This is a genomic window from Salinisphaera hydrothermalis C41B8, from assembly GCF_000732535.1.
GTDB lineage: Bacteria > Pseudomonadota > Gammaproteobacteria > Nevskiales > Salinisphaeraceae > Salinisphaera > Salinisphaera hydrothermalis.
Genome location: NZ_APNK01000021.1, coordinates 30707 through 47191, shown reverse-complemented (window position 1 = coordinate 47191; position 16485 = coordinate 30707). Strand labels below are relative to the sequence as shown.

Here is a 16485-nt window from a genome sequence, read left to right as displayed (position 1 = left end):
CGGTCACGCTTCCGGGCGGCGTCACGTCCCGGTTCATATCGCCGACAGCGACCAGCGGCGAATATCGACAGCTCGTACAATGCGGCGCGCGGCCCGCCAAGAGCTTCGTTCATGCCCGTTCATGCCCTGATCACGCTGGCTGTATTGACGACGGTTCTGATCACCCTCGCCGTGACCGCGCTCGGTGCCGATCTGGTCCTCATGGCGGGACTGGTCGTGCTGCTCGTTTGCGACGTGGTGACGCCGGCCCAGGCGCTATCGGGCTTCGCCAACCCCGGGGTCGTGACCATCGCTGCCCTGTATATCGTAGTTGCCGGGCTGCGCGATACCGGGGCCACCGAGCTGCTGATCGGCCGCGTTCTGGGCCGGCCGCGCTCGATTCGCCAGGCGCAGGCCCGCGTCATGCTGCCGACCACCGTCATGAGCGCGTTTCTCAACAATACGCCGGTGGTGGCCGCGCTGATTCCCGTGATCGGGGATTGGGCACGCAAGTATCGCCTGCCGGTATCGCAGCTGCTCATGCCGCTGAGTTTCGCCGCCATTCTCGGCGGCACCTGCACGCTGATCGGCACCAGCACCAACCTCGTGATCGATTCGTTGCTGGTCCGCCGTACCGGCCACGGACTGGGCATGTTCGAGCTGGCGTGGATCGGCCTGCCGATCGCCCTCGCCGGCCTGGCCCTGATCATCGGCGCCGGCCGCTGGCTGATCCCCGACCGACGGACACCCGCCGCTCAGCTCGACAACCCGCGCGAATACAGCGTGGAGATGATCGTCGCCGCCGACGGGCCGCTGCCGGGCCAGACCATCGAGCAGGCCGGGCTGCGTCATTTGCCCGGCATGTTCCTGGCCGAGATCGAGCGCGACGGCGCGTTGCTGCCCGCCGTTTCACCACGCCAGCCACTAGCTGCCGATGATCGGCTGGTATTCGTCGGCATCGTCGATTCGGTGGTCGATCTGCAGCGGATTCGCGGCCTGCGGCCGGCCACAGAACAAATCTTCAAGCTCGACAGCCCGCGGCGGGCCCGCGTGTTGATCGAAGCGGTCGTATCGCCGAGCTGTCCCCTCGCCGGCCGCAGCATTCGCGACGGCGGGTTTCGTACCCGCTACAACGCCGTGGTCCTGGCTGTGGCGCGCGACGGCGAACGCGTGCGGGCCAAGATCGGCGATATCGTGCTGCGTCCCGGCGATACGCTGTTGCTGGAAGCACGCCCGGCATTCGTGGCGCAGCAACGTCACTCACGCGACTTCTTTCTGGTGAGCCAGATCGAAGACTCGCAACCGCCACAGCACCAGAAAGCCACCATCGCGCTGGCGATACTCGCAGCACTCGTGCTCAGCGTCGCCTTGGGTGTGATCGATATTCTGCAAGCCTCACTGCTTGGCGCCGGCGCGATTCTGTTGTCGCGCTGCAGTACGCCGGAAGCCGCCCGGCGGGCCATCGACTGGCCGTTACTGGTCGCGATCGGTGCGGCGATCGGTATCGGCGAGGCGGTACAGAACACCGGCCTCGCCGCCGGGCTGGCCGAGGGCCTGACCACACTGGCCGGTCCGGGTCTGCACGCCGCATTGATCGCGCTATTCGTGACCACCGTCATGATCAGCGCAGTGATCACCAACAACGCGGCGGCCGTCATCGTATTCCCGATCGCGGCGTCGCTGGCGCACGATGCCGGCGCGAGCATCTGGCCCTACGCGATCACGGTCATCATCGGCGCGTCTGCGAGTTTTCTCACGCCGATTGGCTATCAGACCAACCTGATGGTGTACGGCCCGGGCGGCTATCGTTTTACCGACTTCCTGCGGCTCGGCGGGCCGTTAACGCTGCTGATCGGCGCACTCACGGTCACGCTGGTGCCGTTGATCTGGCCGCCCGGGGTCTAAGCCTGCGTTTTAAAAACCTTGCTTAGAGCCTATTCCAATAGGCTCTTAGAGACGTTTATCCGCAGATTGCGCCGATTGGAAACGGTTCTTCGCAGATTGCCGGGGTCGTGGCTTCTGCAAGCCCGGCGGGTTAAGCGGGATAGTTACGGATAAGCAAGGCACGGGGTCGATAATGTCGAGCACGCGCTCGGAAAGCCCCACCCCAAGCGTCTTTGCCGACCTTTGGCTTCGCGCTGCAGCGCGAGTCACTTTTCTTGCTTGCTCGGCAGATGTAACCAAGAGAATAGAGCCCGGCGCGGCGCCGGCTTCGCGGGTTCACGTCGAGCCGTCGTGCCGGCGCCGCACAACGGGACTGGGCTACAGACGCGGCGCATCGGGGCTTGGCGTATTCCGTTAACAGTGGCGCCGCCTTCGAAGCAACGGTGGTGATCCATAGCGTGTGAGCGGAGCTGCGGCCCATCTAGCCCTTTAGCCGGCGCATCATCCCGCTTGTCTCGGTCCCGCAAACACACGAAGAACCAAAGAAAACGGACACCCGCGCATATGCCGCATTCGGCCGTGCTCTCGGTTATTCCGTTCACAGGCCCTAATAATTTGCGAAATCCGCGGGTAGTTCCGGACTCGAACGAGCCGGGCTGCCCGGGCCCGGGGCGTCAATGCCCGGGCCCGGGGCTACATCAGCGCTGGCTGTTCTGCCAGTCGGCCGCCGTGTACCAGGGTCGGTCCTCGACGACCGGCGTCCGACCGCGCACGGCATCGGCGATCTTTTCCGCCATCATGATGGTCGGCGCATTGAGATTACCGGTGGTGATGCGCGGCATAATCGAGGCATCCACCACGCGCAGCGAGTCGATGCCATGCACCCGGCCCTCGCCGTCGACGACCGCCTCGTCGTGCGTGCCCATCGCGCAGGTGCCCGACGGATGATAGGCGGACTCGCCCATCTGCCGCACCCAGGCGTCGATCTCGTCGTCGGATTGGGCGTCCGGCCCCGGGCCGAGCTCCTTGCCGCGATAGCGGTCGAACGGCGACTGCGCGATGATCTCGCGCGTCAGTCGAACCGAATCGCGCATTTCGCGCCGGTCGCGCTCGGTCGCCATGTAGTTGAACACGATCTTGGGCGCGGCTTTGTAGAACGACGAGGCCAGGCGTACTTCGCCGCGCGATTCCGGCCGCATCGGGCCCACGTGCGCCTGAAAACCGTGACAGGTGGCCTTGGCGCTGCCGTCGTAGGACACGGCCATCGGCAGGAAATGGTACTGGATGTTCGGGTATTCCACGCCCGGCTCACTGCGGATGAAACCACCGGACTCGAAGTGGTTGGTCGCCCCGAGCCCCTTGCGGGTAAGCATCCACTCGGCGCCGATCTTGCCCATGGCCGCTTTGTTCTGGGCCGAGTACAGCGTAATCGGTTCCTTGCATTCGTACTGGACGTAGACTTCCAGGTGGTCCTGCAGGTTCTGGCCGACGTTCGGGTTTTCGTGCACCGGGGTAATGCCGTGTTCGCGCAACTGGTCGCGCGGGCCGATGCCCGACAGCATCAACAGCTGCGGCGAATTGATCGCACCGGCACACAGCAGCACCTCGCGCTCGGCCTCGACCTTGGAACGCGTCCCCAGATGATCGACCTCGATGCCGACGGCTTTCTTGCCGTCCATCAGGATCTTGCGCGTGTAGGTGCGCGTCATCACGGTCAGGTTCGAACGCCGCATGGCGCCGCCGCGCAGATAGGCGTTGGCCGTGGACCAGCGCACGCCATCCTTGGTGGTCATGAACATCGGGCCCACGCCTTCCTGCTGGAAGCCGTTCATGTCCGGCGTATAGGGGTAGCCCGCCTGCATGCCCGACTCGATGAAGGCGTGATATAGCGGATTACGGCCCGGCCCCGTGGTTACATGCAGCGGGCCGCCCCCGCCGTGGTACTCGTTCTCGCCCTGGTCGAAGTCCTCGGCCTTGCGGAAATAGCCGAGCACGTTCTTGTAACGCCAGTCGTCGAGGCCGAAGTCCTGGGCCCAATTCTCGAAGTCCATGGCGTTGCCGCGGACATAGGCCATGCCGTTGATCGACGACGAACCGCCCAGCACCCGCCCGCGCGGGCAGTGCATCACGCGGTTGTCCATATAAGGATCGGCTTCGGTGTGGTAATTCCAGCTGTAGGTATCGCCGTTCATCGGATAAGCGAACGCCGACGGCATATGGATGAAAATGGAGTAGTCCATCGGACCGGCCTCGACCAGCAGCACCGAGACATCCTTGTCCTCGGTGAGCCGATGGGCCATGACCGCGCCGGCCGAGCCGGCGCCAACGATGACGTAATCGTACTTCTTCTTCGGATTGCTCATACGCTTCCCCTCGTTCGAATCAGTACGGCGCGTCGATGGCACCGCGGGCAACGAACACGCTCTTGATCCGCACGTAATGCTCGAGCGCGCGTCGGCTGTTCTCCTTGCCGATGCCGGAGCCCTTGATACCGCCGAACGGCATCTCGATCGGCGTGATGTTGTAGTGGTTGATCCAGCAGATGCCGGCTTCCAGCTCGCCGATCACGCGATGCGCGCGTTCGAGGTCGCGTGTGAACACGCCGGCCGCGAGACCGAACTCGGTGTTGTTCGCGCGCTCGATCACCTCGGCTTCGTCCGTGAACGACAGCACCGACATCACGGGGCCGAAGATCTCTTCGTTGACGATCTTCATATCGTCGGTACAGGCATCGAACACCGTGGGCTGGATGAACACGCCGTGATCACAGCCGTCGACGGCCACTTGCTCGCCGCCGATCACCAGCTTCGCGCCGCCCGATTTGCCGGCCTCGATATAGTCGAGCACGATCTGGCCGTGCTCGGGGCTGATCATCGGGCCCACATCCGTATCGGCATCGGCCGGGTTGCCGATCTTGAGTTTCTCGACGCGGGCGACGAGTTTTTCCAGGAACGCTTCGCGCACCGACTCGTGCACGAATACGCGCGTACCGTTGGTGCAGATTTCGCCCTGGGTAAAGAAGTTGGCGAGCAACGCGCCCGACACCGCGTTATCCAGATCCGCGTCGTCGAAGATCACCAGCGGCGACTTGCCGCCGAGCTCCAGCGACACCGTCTTGAGCGTCGACGCGGCATCGGCCATGACTTTCTTGCCGGTATCGGCACCGCCGGTGAGCGAGATTTTGTCGATGCCGGCATGATGCGACAGCGCCTGCCCGGCATCGCCGAAACCCTGAACAATGTTGAGCACACCGTCCGGCAGACCCGCTTCCTTGGCCAGCTCGGCCAGGCGCAGGGCCGACAACGGCGTCAGCTCGGAGGGTTTGAACACCACCGTGTTGCCAGCGGCCAATGCCGGTGCGGACTTCCAGCAGGCGATCTGCAAAGGATAGTTCCAGGCGCCGATCGCGCCGACCACGCCGAGCGGTTCCGGCCGGGTGTAGAAGAAGCCGCCGTCGACTTCCTGATATTCGCCCTGGATGGAACTGGCCTGCCCGGCGAAGTATTCGAGGCAATCGGCCCCGGAATCGACGTCGGCTTCCGGCGTTTCGGCAATCGGCTTGCCGCCGTCGAGCATTTCCAGGCGGGCCAGCTCATCGCGGTGCTCACGCAGCAGTTGCGACAGCCGATGCAGGATACGGCCGCGCTCGACGCCACTCATCGCCTTCCAGGGCCCGAGCGCGGCACGCGCAGCCGCCACGGCCGCGTCGATATCGGCTTCACCGGCCTTGGACACCTGGGCCAGCAACTCGCCGGTCGCCGGATTCACCGTGTCAAAGAACTCGCCCGATTTCGCCGCGACGTACGCGCCGTCGATCCAAAGCAGTTTCTGCTCGCTCGATGCTGTCATATCCCACCTGCCGTGCTATGGCTTCGGAAAACTGCCTAGTTTAGCACGCGGTTTTGACACCTCTTTTAACCCGGTGAACGACTGCGGCCCGGGTTTTCAACATCGACCGGGGATAAGCCTGTGGACAAAACACGGGAGAACTCGCGAAACCGCCAGAGCATGAGAATCCAACCAGAGTGGACAAACAATAACCAACCCGAAACGCGCTCGAATCATCACTGCGAGCAGGCCGGCCCATAAGTCATCGCACTCAGCCCGGTTTTTACACACAGCCGTTGGGCAAGGCTGTGGATGAGCCGGTGATAACCATCTCGATCGCCCGCCATACGGGCGTTCCAGGCGTTTTGATCAAATCTTGCGCAGAAGCATGTTCCCATCGTGGCCATAGGCTGCAAACCCAATGCAGCATCCGAGGGTTCGCTACGGGCGGCGCGCCACGGCCTGCCTCGCAACGCGAGCACGCGCAGGTTCGCTCCGCATGTTTTTCACAGACGCGCTGGACAAGCTTGTGCATAACTCTGTGGCCAAAAGCGCAATCGCCGTCGCCACGCGGCTTGCAGCAGACTGGTTAGAAACTGACCAATGCCACGTGTCGCGCGCGTTTCAGCCATGAAAAAACCCGTGACCGGTTGATCGGCCACGGGTTCGCGAAAGGCGTCGCGCCTTCCGATCAGGACGGCGCGTCGCCTGTTTCCTCCGGCGCGGCATCGTCGCCCCGGCGGCGATGCTTCGGCCGATAGTTCGGATCGTCGGACTCGTCGTCGGCTTCCAGCACGCGAATATTGGCCGCCGGTGACTTGCCCTGCCGATCCTCGCCGAACCACAGCGTCTGATGCGGGAACGGAATCTCGATGCCGGCCCGATCGAAATGGATCTTGACCAGACGATTGAACGCACGCCCCACGCCCCACTGCGTGCCGGGCTTGGTCTTGATCATGATCCGGATGTTGACCGAACTGTCGGCCAGCGCGGTCACGCCGGGCACCGTCATATCCTCAAGAATGTTCGGCCCGTGGTCCGGATCCGACTTGAGATCCTCGAAAGCCTCGCGCAGATAGTAGATCGCGTTGTCGATATCCTCGCGGTAGGCAATGCCGTACTCGGTCCGGAAGTACGCCCAGTCGCGCATGTAGTTCGACACGACACTGGCCGAGGAGAACGGCACGATGTGGTAACAGCCGTCGATGTCGCGGATCGATACCGAGCGAATGGTCAGGCGCTCGGCCGTGCCGGTGACACCGCCCACGGTCACCACGTCGCCCGTGTTCATCGCGTTCTCGAGCTGGATGAACACACCGGTGATGATGTCCTGCACCAGCTTCTGCGCGCCGAAACCGATGGCCAGACCGAACACACCGGCACCGGCGATCAGCGGCCCGATGTTCACACCGATCTGCGACAGCGTAATCATGATCGTGAACGTGGCTATGAGGATCGCCAGCGCGTTGCGGAACAGCACCAGCAGCGTTTGTTGACGCGCGCTCGGTGCCCCGCCCCCGGTATTGGGGCTCAGTCGGTGCTCGATCACGCTGGCGGCCACCAGCCACAGCAGCGCCGCCGCTACCAGAATCAGCGCCACCTTGGCCGAAACCGACAGCGCGGTGAGACCGGCGTCCGACGACAGCCACTCGTTCAGATTGAACACTTGCCACGCGTTGGCGATGAGCGCGCCCACCACCAGCAGGATGATCACCCGGACGACCTTGAGGGCGTTGGGCACATAGGAGTTCACCCGCGCCTCGAGCATCGGCAGCTTGTCACGGATCGATTCCGGGAACGTCATGCGATGGCCGATGGCCTTGGACAACAGCCCGGACAGCCCGAAGCCGATGCCCGCCGCAATCACGGTCTGCAGCGTCGCCGAGAGCATGAATGGCAACGCGCCGGCCGGATCAATCTGGCTGGCCAGGAACAGCACGGTGAAGTAAGCAATCGCAATCAACACCCACAAGCGGGCGAACAGCCGATAGAGCACCGAGAAAAAGCCTACGGTGGCCACGTCGGCCTTGTGCTTGAGCCGGTCGGTGAGCAACTTGCGATTGCCGAAGATCACCTTGAGCGCATAGATATAGGCGACGCCCATGATCAGGAAAGTCAGCACCGCGCCAAGGAAAAACGACAGCTGTGCGTTGACGATAGGCACCGCCACGAGCAGGCCATAACCGACCACACCCACAAACCAGCGCAGCCGGATACTCCACCAGGCCGCCACATCGCGCTCGATGTTCAACAGCCGCAGGCTGTCGTAACGCGCGGCGAACAAGGCCCGAATCCCGACCTTGACGAGTTCGACCAGCACGAAGGCGTTGATGAACAACGACTCGCGCGTACCCATCGTGCCGTTGTCGCCGATCACGTAAAGACCGGCCAGATAACCGGCGCCACCGGCGAGCAACACGATGACGACGTCGAGAATGATCCCGACAATAACCGCCGAGCCCCGTCGCACCAGCGCGCCGCTACCCGAATCGGCACGCGACGCGAAACCGCTGATGGCCGAGAACAGAAAGCGGGCCAGTGCCCGCAGCACCCAGAACGCAATGACGGTCGAACCGACGACGATCGCGAACATCAGCAGGGCATTAAAAAATACCCCGGCACTGAACGACACGTGATCGCCATTGCCGCTCTGCGCCAACGCCGTGATCATGCCCCAGGTCGCGACGATGCGCGCCCCAATGGTTTCCGACCAAGACGACGTCAGTTCGGCAAAGCGCCGCGCGAACGAAACGCGTTGGTGCGAGGCAGCTTCCTGCTTCTGCGCCTGGGTGGCGTTCTCGGTCGTGGGCGCGTGCTCCAGCGCCTTGTCTTTCCCCTTGGGCGGCGGCTGCACCGCGTTTTTCTTCTGATCCTGAGCCGCCGCCTGACGCAGCTCCGTGATCAATTGCTGACGCGTCTTGTCGTTTTCCAGCAAATCGGCGAGCTGATTCAGCGACACCGACTGGTCGGAACCGCCCTTCGCAGAACTCTGACTCGACTGCGCGGCGTGGGCCTGTGCCAACGGCGCGAGCATGAACAGACAGACCAGAGCGTAAGCGAGAAAAGCCCGCATGAAGCCAGCTTTCGAACACGACGCGCGGTATTGATCCATGGGCGGTCTACCTTTTGGCGATTTATCCTTGGATATCACGCCTGAGGCCATCATTGCGAAGCATAAAGACGCTCTGACCCCAGACTCGAAGGGCCAATGATGCCGTCCCTTGTCGCATCAAACAATCGTGCGCGATCGACAGCGCGGTATGACGCGGCCCCGGTCCCATGGCAAAAACACACCCCCTTCGGCCGCCATGCGCTGATTTCCGGCGCGCGCCGCAGCACGACTCAGCCAGGGCGGTCTGCCGCGCCTTGGATTGTGCAGCGCCAGTGAGACTCATCGATCGGCCCGAGACACGCCCCGTATCCGAGCCGGCGTTATGGCGCCGACTGCACCCATTCGATTGCCGACGCCGCGTGTCGGGCGCCTGCGCCGGCATTGATCGGCGCTGCTCTCACCACGGCCGAAATCAGACATGCCAGCGCCGCCAGCGCCCATAAGAGGCGCCGCGTCGACCGGCCACGTCGGTCGCCCAAGCGTTTCGATCGCACGTCCGTCTCTCGCGTCGTCGAGCCCGGCCGCAGATTAGATGCACGCGATGACAGGCGGATGACGCCCGCCCATCGTGACAGGCAACGCGTATTGCGCCGAACGTGGCGGCGTGACGGTCATGCCATGCCAAGCCGCCCGACCAGTGGGCGGACATCACCCGCGGGGTCCGTTGGCAACGCTCGACGCTGCACCGGGCTCTAATCGTACCGTTGGTTGTCCGGTTCCTCGGGCAGAATGATGCCAACGTCGCCGAGCGCGCGCCGAGTATCGAAGAAACAGGAGCGAATGTGCGCCAGATCGGTACGCTCCGATAAGCCGTTACGTGCCGCTTCGAGAATCGTCTCGGCATGGCGTGCCAACGCCCGACGCTCCATATCGCGACGGGTTAGCGGCGCGAGTTTCCCAATCACGCGCAGCATTTCGCGCATGGTAATTACGCTGGTGCGGCCATAGTTGCGAATGGGCATAAAGGCCGCGTCGAGTAGCTGATGAAAGTTCGGCACGCGCACGATCAGGCGCATATCGCCGGCGTCGTCGGTGACCACTTCGGGCGGAATCGGCCGCGTGATCAAGACCGCAAGCGATCGGCCGATACGGTTGACGCAATCCAGGGCCGTAAAGGGATTGTTCAACGCCGGCGACAGCGCGCGCACGCCAATCTCGGCCATCTGATTGACCGCGAACAATAAGTCGTGATCGGTCATCCGGCTGCGGCCGAGGATGTACTCACGGGCCGCGTGGCGTGCTGTTTCGTCATCAAGTTCGGCGCCGTGCAACCGCGCCAGCACGCTGCCCGGCAGCACGTAATCGCCGTAGCTCACGCGCGATTCGATCACGATGCCTTGACTCTCGGCGATCTCAAGCAGCGCCTCGATGCCGATGGCCTGCACATAGCCGCCGTCGTGGGCGATAAGATCTTGTGTGCCATGGCCCAGCTCGGGGGCCGCCGCTCCGTCGTCGCCCTCACGATCCGGGTACATGCGATCGATGGCCTGATCAAACTCCACCCCCACGGTTTCCAGCACTTCGGGCGCGGCAAACAGCTGCGCCATATGGTGCGTGAAGTAGATCAGCGTGCAGGTCGAGAACAACGCGAGCACGAAGCCGACGCTGAGCGACACGCCCGGCACGAACTGGTTCTTCGGGTCGTTGCCGACCATGTGAAAAACCAGCATGCAGTACACGAAGGTCGCCAGAAAAATACCGAGCACGGCCTGATTGGCCCGATCGCGCATGAAGCTGCGAATCAGTCGATGCCCGAACTGGCTGGTGGCCAGGGTCAGCACCACCATCATGGTCGAAAACACCACCGTCGCGATCGCCACCATCGCGCCGGTCAGCGTCTGCAGCAGGTTGGCCGCGTTCGTCGTGCCTCCGGAATAAAACAACGTATGCAGTACGCCGCCGGCAAGGTGTAGCTCGTCGATGGTCAGCGTGACCGCGAACAACGCCAGGCCGACGAGCATCATCAACGACGGCAGGAACCAGAAACTGGACCGCGCCAGTTCCCAGAATTCGTACACCCGTGCACGCATGGTCTGTTCTCTCCGGGGCGCGGGCACGACGCCCGCCCACAAAAAAGCCGCCGATCGCAGGCACGATCGACGGCATTGTTACCGCATTGATTCGCCGCGCTTACGCGGTGGCGTCCAGCGCCTTGGCGAAAATATCGAGTGCTTCGTCGATCTGCTGACGCGTGGCGATCAGCGGCGGCAGCCAGCGGATCACCTGCTTGCGCGGGCCGCAGCGCAGCAGCAACAGGTTCGACGCCTCGCAGGCCTTGACGATGCGATCGGCACGGTCACCATCCGGCTGCCCATCCTTGTGGATTTCGCAGCCAATCATGAAGCCCTTGCCACGTACGTCGACAATGCATTCGTGCTGGGCCTTGAGCGATTCCAGGCGTTCCTTGAGATGCGCGCCCTGCTCGCCCGCATTCTCCACCAGGCCTTCTTCCTCGATCACGTCGAGCGTGGCCAGCGCGGCCGCACAGGCCACGGCGTTACCACCGTAGGTCCCGCCCTGCGAACCCGGCCAGCCTTTTTCCATCAGGCTGCGCGACGCCGCGAAGCCGGACAGCGGGAAGCCGGACGCCAGCCCCTTGGCCGTCATCACGATATCCGGCTGCACATCGAAGTGGGTGTGCGACCAGAACTTGCCGGTGCGGCCATAGCCAGCCTGGACTTCGTCCACGCCCAGCACCATGCCGTGATGGTCGGCGCGCTCACGCAGGCCCTGCATGAATTTCGTGTTGGCCGGCACGAAGCCGCCTTCGCCCTGAATCGGCTCGATCAGGAAGCCGGCGGTATCCTTCGGCGAGCTGATCGTATCGAAGATATAGTCCAGTTCACGCAGGCAGAACTCGGTCGCCTGCTCTTCCGACCAGCCGTAACGGAAAGCATTCGGGAAGGGCGCGACCACGACGCCGCCCATGATCGGCTGCAGCCCGGCGGTATAGGCCGTGCCCGACGTGGTCATGGACGCCGAGCCCATGGTCCGGCCGTGGAAGCCGCCATGGAAGACCACGATGTTCGGCCGACCGGTCGCCTGACGCATCAGGCGCATCGCGCCTTCGGCTGCTTCGGTGCCGGCGCTGGCGTAGAAGATCGTGTCGATGTCGCCCGGCATTTTTTCGGCCAGGCGAGCCGACAGGTCCTGAATCGGCTTGTGCATGATGGTCGTGTACTGACCGTGGATCAGCTTGCCGACCTGTTCCTGCGCCGCGGCCACGACCTTGGGATGGCAGTGGCCCGTGCTGGTCACACCGATACCGGAGGTGAAGTCGATATAACGACGTCCTTCGGTGTCGAACAGATAGCAGCCCTCGCCTCGCTCGGCATAGACGTCGGTGGCCTGCTTGAGCAGCGGGGACAGATTACCCGGGCGATTGGCCGTCATGGCTGTACTCCTGGCTATGTTGGGTCGTTTCTGGGTAGTGCGGGGATCGTCGCTGGGCGCGAGGCTAGACCTGTTATGCCGCGGTTGCAATCCACTCGTCGGCACGGCCTGCGGCCGCGACCGCCTTCTGTCAGTCGCGACCCGCGCGAACCCCGGCAACAACAGCATCGCCGATCGCATCCGTGGCCCGCATATCGCCGGCATGAGCGGCCAGATCGGCGGCCACGGCATCGCGCAGGCGCGCTCCCGCGCGCGCGGCCGCGGGATCTTCTTCGCCCATCCAGTCGAGCATCATCGCCGCCGTCAACAGCATCGCCGCCGGACCGGCCTTGTTCTGGCCGGCGATATCCGGCGCGCTGCCATGGGTCGGCTCGAACATGGGCGGGCGCGAGCGATCGCTGGGGTTGAGGTTGGCCGAGGGCGAGACGCCCATGCCGCCGTTCAACACCGCCGCCAGATCGGTCAGGATATCGCCGTGCAGGTTGGACGCGACGACCACGTCGAACATCCAGGGATGCGAGACGAACTTCATGCAGGCGGCGTCCACCAGCTCGTGATGCGTGGCGACATCCGGATAGTCTTCGGCGATGGCCGCGAACATCTCGGTGTACATGTCGCCCCAGAATTTCTGGGCGTTGCGTTTGGTGATCAGACAAACCTGGGCGGTCTTGCCGCCGAAATCGCGCACCCGCCCCTCGGCCTCGCGCGAGGTCGCGCGCATGCGCGCCTGTTCGAAGGCATGGCGGATGATGCGATCGGTCGCGCGGTGCGTGAACACCGCCGTCTGCGTAACCACTTCATTGGGCGTGCCGGCGGCCAGCCGCCCGCCCTGGTTCACGTATTCGCCCTCGCTGTTCTCGCGAATGACGAGCATGTCGATATCGGCCGCTCTCGGATCCGCCAGATACTGGGGCGCGCCTTCGAGCCGACGGACGGGGCGTTCGCACACCCACTGATCGAAGCCCTTGCGGATCTCCAGCAATGGCGCCAGCGAGTCCGAATCGGACAACAGATAGCGGTTCGGATCGGTCGTCGGGCCCGGATCGCCAAGCGCACCGAGCAGGATCGCGTCGTAACCCGCCAGTCGCTCGAGATAGTCGGCCGGCGCCGATTCGCCGTGTGCCTCGTGCCAGGCATGCGAAGGCCAGTCGAACGTGTCGTATTCGATCGCCAGCTCGGAGTCGACTTCCGCGAGCGCATCCAGCGCTCGGGTTGCCTGGGCGATCACTTCGGGGCCGATGCCGTCGCCGGGCAGAACCGCGACGTGCCATGTCTTTTTTGCGCTCATCCGGCGAGGCTACCACTGCCAGAACGGCCGCGCCTATACGCGGTTCGAAGAATTTCCTTCACCGCAGCGCATTCATTCCTGCGGAGCACGCCGCGCTCGGAAGAACGTCCGCAATAACGCTGCACTTTCCTCGGCGAGGATGCCCCCGGTATGCGTGACCCGATGGTTGAGCCGTGGCTCGTCGAGCACCGCAAAGATCGAATGCACGGCGCCCGCCCGAAAATCGTCGGCACCGTAGACCACGCGCGCGATGCGTGCATGGCCGATGGCGCCGGCACACATCGCGCAGGGCTCCAGGGTGCAGTACAGCGTCGCCCCCGGCAGGCGATAGTTGTCGGCCGTGGCACAGGCGTCGCGAATCGCCACGATCTCGGCATGGGCGGTGGCGTCGCAGGCGGCAATGGGCCCGTTGCATCCCTGGCCCAGCTCGACCCCGTCTCGAACCACCACCGCGCCGACCGGCACCTCGCCGGCCGCCGCGGCTTGCGCAGCCAGATCAAGCGCCCGTCGCATCCAGTACAGGTCGGCCTCGTGTTCGGCGGGAGCGGCGTCGGACATGGTCACGGTGAAAACGAATCGAGGCGCTATTATGCCGGCTCGCGCCTTCGCACCGGCAGTGCGAGACGACGCGGCGGGCGCAGGGCGCACGTCACCGCACTCTTTGCCGGGCGCGCCCCGGTCTTTGCCGGCGGCGTGCTGGTCTTCACCGCGCATCACACAACGCTTATTGTAAAAAGATCGAACATCTACGCGAGGAGACGGTCATGGCATCGCTGGCGAATACCCGGGTTCTGGTCATCGGCGGGAGTTCCGGCATCGGTGAGGCCGTCGCCCGGCGCAGCGCCGAGTCGGGGGCAGAAGTCACCATCGCGTCACGCTCGGCCGACAAGCTGACCCGCGCGGCCGAAACCATCGGTCACGGCGTCCAAACGGCCGTGCTGGACACGCGCGACAACACGGCCATCGAGGGCTTTTTCGCCGACAACGCCCCCTGGGATCATCTGATCGTTTCATCGGCCGCCACGGCGCGCGGTGGCATGCGAAGCATGTCGCTGGAAGATGCCTATGCTTCGATGGACAGCAAGTTCTGGGGCGCATACCGCGCGGTGCGCGCCGCACGCATGACCGACGGCGGCACCATCACCCTGGTCTCGGGATTCTTGTCGGAACGGCCCTCGGCCGGCGCCACGCTTCAAGGCGCGATCAATGCCGCGCTCGAAGGCCTGATGCGCGGCCTGGCGCTGGAACTAGCGCCGGTGCGGGTTAACGCCGTATCGCCCGGCATGATCGACACCCCGCTCTGGGCCGACATGCCGGAGGCACGCCGGCGCGAGCTCATGAAAACCGCGGCGTCGGATCTGCCGGTCGGTCGCGTCGGCCGCGCGGGCGATATTGCCAATGCCGTGCACTACTTAATGATCACGGGCTTTGCCACCGGTTCGGTGGTTCGCGTCGACGGCGGTGGCGCCATCGCCTGATGGTCGCGCTCGATCACGTCACGTTGCGCACCCAAGCGCTCGACGAGACCCGGGATTTTCTCGTCGAGCTGCTGGATCTCGAAGTCGGCTATCGCCCGGACTTCGGGTTCCCCGGCTACTGGCTCTACGCTGGCAACACGCCCATCGTGCATCTGATTCCGGGGCCCGGCGGCGCTGTGGAGCGTAACGCCGAAACCATCGATCACGTCGGACTGCGCATCGATGATATCGACGACGTCCGGCAACGGCTGGATGCCGGCAGCATCCCCTATTCCGAGCAAACCCTCGCCGAACTCGGCGAGCATCGACTGTTCACCGTGACCCCGACCGGGATTCTACTGGAGCTCGTCGCCCGTACGGCGCCGCCGCCGTGAGGTCGGGATGCCTTGACCAAGCCGAAAGCGCGCCCATCTCTGTGCCCGGGGCGTCACGCTTGATCCCGGCGGCATCGGTCCTCCGTCGCGCGCGATTCGGCCCCAACGCCGCGCGCGATAGCGGCATTGAACCTGGCTCGCGCGGCCCGACCGCGTCCCAATCAACGCCCGGCTGGCCGCATGGCCGGCCGGCTCATGTTTCATCTACCGCCCATGATTCGGGCGGCATCAGGAACGGTTTATGAAGATAGAACTGAACGGCAAGACGGCCCTGATCACCGGCTCCACCGGCGGCATCGGTCTGGCCATCGGCCGGGGGCTGGCCGAGGCCGGCGCCACTGTCATTCTCAACGGGCGCCAGCAGGATCGCGTGGATGCCGCGGTCGACCAGCTCAAGCAGGATTTCCCCCAAGCCGAGGTGCGCGGTGTCGCTGCCGATCTGGGAACGGCCGAGGGCTGCCAGTCGGTCGTCGAGCGTGAGCCGGATGTGGACATCCTGGTCAACAACGTCGGCCTGTTCGGCCCGCATGATTTCTTCGACGTGCCGGATGACAAATGGCAGCAGTACTTCGACGTCAACGTGATGTCGGGCGTGCGCCTGTCCCGTGCCTATGCGCCGCGCATGGAAGACAAAGGCTGGGGCCGGATCGTGTTCATGTCGTCCGAATCCGGCATCAACATTCCCGCCGAGATGATCCACTACGGTTTCACCAAAAGCGCGAACCTGTCGGTCTCGCGCGGGCTGGCCAAACGGCTGTCGGGTACCGGGGTGACCGTCAACGCCGTGCTGCCCGGGCCCACGCTGTCCGAAGGCGTGGCCGACATGCTGCGTGAAGATCAGGAAAAATCCGGCAAGTCGATGGAGGAATTCGCGGCCGAATTCGTACAGACCGCCCGACCTAGCTCCATCATCCAGCGCGCGGCCACGGTCGAGGAAGTCGCCAACATGGTGGTTTATGTCTGTTCGCCGCTGTCTTCGGCGACCACCGGCGCCGCGCTGCGCGTCGATGGCGGCGTGGTCGATACGCTGACCTGATACGCATTGCTCGCCGCCCAAATATCGGCCGCGATCAAGGCCCGAACGCCGACGTTCGGGCCTTTTTTCGTTCGAAATTTGCGCCCCGGGTCATCGCGGAACATTGGGCTCGC

Annotated in this window: 11 protein-coding genes; 4 read left to right on the top strand and 7 right to left on the bottom strand. The window is 64.2% G+C overall.

Annotated elements, in window-relative coordinates:
- Positions 1–111 precede the first annotated feature (111 nt).
- Complete coding sequence (locus C41B8_RS12995) at positions 112–1884, top strand: SLC13 family permease (protein WP_037338936.1); 1773 nt, start codon at positions 112–114, stop codon at positions 1882–1884.
- A 677-nt stretch (positions 1885–2561) separates the two neighbouring features.
- On the opposite strand, the gene betA is transcribed toward C41B8_RS12995, so the two are convergent.
- The 7 genes from betA to tadA all read right to left on the bottom strand — a co-directional run bounded on the left by betA (position 2562) and on the right by tadA (position 14042).
- Positions 2562–4226 carry a choline dehydrogenase gene (gene betA / locus C41B8_RS12990; RefSeq protein WP_037338933.1) on the bottom strand — a complete coding sequence of 555 codons (1665 nt, stop codon included), beginning with the start codon at positions 4224–4226 and terminating at the stop codon, positions 2562–2564.
- 19 nt (positions 4227–4245) lie between these two features.
- Positions 4246–5712 carry a betaine-aldehyde dehydrogenase gene (gene betB / locus C41B8_RS12985; protein WP_037338930.1) on the bottom strand — a complete coding sequence of 489 codons (1467 nt, stop codon included), beginning with the start codon at positions 5710–5712 and terminating at the stop codon, positions 4246–4248.
- Positions 5713–6382: 670 nt separating this feature from the next.
- The gene (locus C41B8_RS12980; protein ID WP_232226069.1) at positions 6383–8764 is read right to left on the bottom strand and encodes a mechanosensitive ion channel domain-containing protein; all 2382 of its coding nucleotides are present in this window, start codon (positions 8762–8764) and stop codon (positions 6383–6385) included.
- 731 nt (positions 8765–9495) lie between these two features.
- Positions 9496–10833, bottom strand: a complete 1338-nt coding sequence (locus tag C41B8_RS12975) for a DUF2254 domain-containing protein (protein ID WP_037338927.1) — start codon at positions 10831–10833, stop codon at positions 9496–9498.
- A 100-nt stretch (positions 10834–10933) separates the two neighbouring features.
- On the bottom strand, positions 10934–12196 hold the full coding sequence (locus tag C41B8_RS12970; RefSeq protein WP_037338924.1) for an aspartate aminotransferase family protein: 1263 nt from the start codon (positions 12194–12196) through the stop codon (positions 10934–10936).
- Between the two features lie 130 nt (positions 12197–12326).
- On the bottom strand, positions 12327–13484 hold the full coding sequence (locus C41B8_RS12965) for an isocitrate/isopropylmalate dehydrogenase family protein (RefSeq protein WP_037338921.1): 1158 nt from the start codon (positions 13482–13484) through the stop codon (positions 12327–12329).
- 72 nt (positions 13485–13556) lie between these two features.
- Positions 13557–14042, bottom strand: coding sequence for a tRNA adenosine(34) deaminase TadA (tadA, locus tag C41B8_RS12960; RefSeq protein WP_037338918.1), 486 nt, complete (start codon positions 14040–14042; stop codon positions 13557–13559).
- Between the two features lie 206 nt (positions 14043–14248).
- On the opposite strand from tadA, the gene C41B8_RS12955 reads away from it, so the two are divergent.
- The 3 genes from C41B8_RS12955 to C41B8_RS12945 all read left to right on the top strand — a co-directional run bounded on the left by C41B8_RS12955 (position 14249) and on the right by C41B8_RS12945 (position 16372).
- Positions 14249–14962, top strand: a complete 714-nt coding sequence (locus tag C41B8_RS12955; RefSeq protein ID WP_037338915.1) for an SDR family oxidoreductase — start codon at positions 14249–14251, stop codon at positions 14960–14962.
- Positions 14962–15336 (top strand): VOC family protein, encoded by a 375-nt coding sequence (locus tag C41B8_RS12950; RefSeq protein ID WP_037338912.1) that lies wholly within the window; start codon positions 14962–14964, stop codon positions 15334–15336. The genes C41B8_RS12955 and C41B8_RS12950 overlap by 1 nt, the downstream gene beginning before the upstream one ends.
- Before the next feature lie 241 nt (positions 15337–15577).
- A complete protein-coding gene (locus C41B8_RS12945) occupies positions 15578–16372 on the top strand; it encodes an SDR family NAD(P)-dependent oxidoreductase (RefSeq protein ID WP_037338909.1) in 795 nt (264 codons plus the stop codon).
- Positions 16373–16485: the final 113 nt, after the last annotated feature.

Bases quoted from the DNA above. Each gene is read 5' to 3' on its own strand.
- C41B8_RS12975 (WP_037338927.1), bottom strand. From the start codon at position 10,833: ATGCGTGCACGGGTGTACGAATTCTGGGAACTGGCGCGGTCCAGTTTC.
- betB (WP_037338930.1), bottom strand. From the start codon at position 5,712: ATGACAGCATCGAGCGAGCAGAAACTGCTTTGGATCGACGGCGCGTAC.
- C41B8_RS12965 (WP_037338921.1), bottom strand. From the start codon at position 13,484: ATGAGCGCAAAAAAGACATGGCACGTCGCGGTTCTGCCCGGCGACGGC.
- C41B8_RS12970 (WP_037338924.1), bottom strand. From the start codon at position 12,196: ATGACGGCCAATCGCCCGGGTAATCTGTCCCCGCTGCTCAAGCAGGCC.
- C41B8_RS12950 (WP_037338912.1), top strand. From the start codon at position 14,962: ATGGTCGCGCTCGATCACGTCACGTTGCGCACCCAAGCGCTCGACGAG.
- C41B8_RS12995 (WP_037338936.1), top strand. From the start codon at position 112: ATGCCCGTTCATGCCCTGATCACGCTGGCTGTATTGACGACGGTTCTG.
- betA (WP_037338933.1), bottom strand. From the start codon at position 4,226: ATGAGCAATCCGAAGAAGAAGTACGATTACGTCATCGTTGGCGCCGGC.
- tadA (WP_037338918.1), bottom strand. From the start codon at position 14,042: ATGTCCGACGCCGCTCCCGCCGAACACGAGGCCGACCTGTACTGGATG.
- C41B8_RS12980 (WP_232226069.1), bottom strand. From the start codon at position 8,764: ATGCGGGCTTTTCTCGCTTACGCTCTGGTCTGTCTGTTCATGCTCGCG.
- C41B8_RS12945 (WP_037338909.1), top strand. From the start codon at position 15,578: ATGAAGATAGAACTGAACGGCAAGACGGCCCTGATCACCGGCTCCACC.
- C41B8_RS12955 (WP_037338915.1), top strand. From the start codon at position 14,249: ATGGCATCGCTGGCGAATACCCGGGTTCTGGTCATCGGCGGGAGTTCC.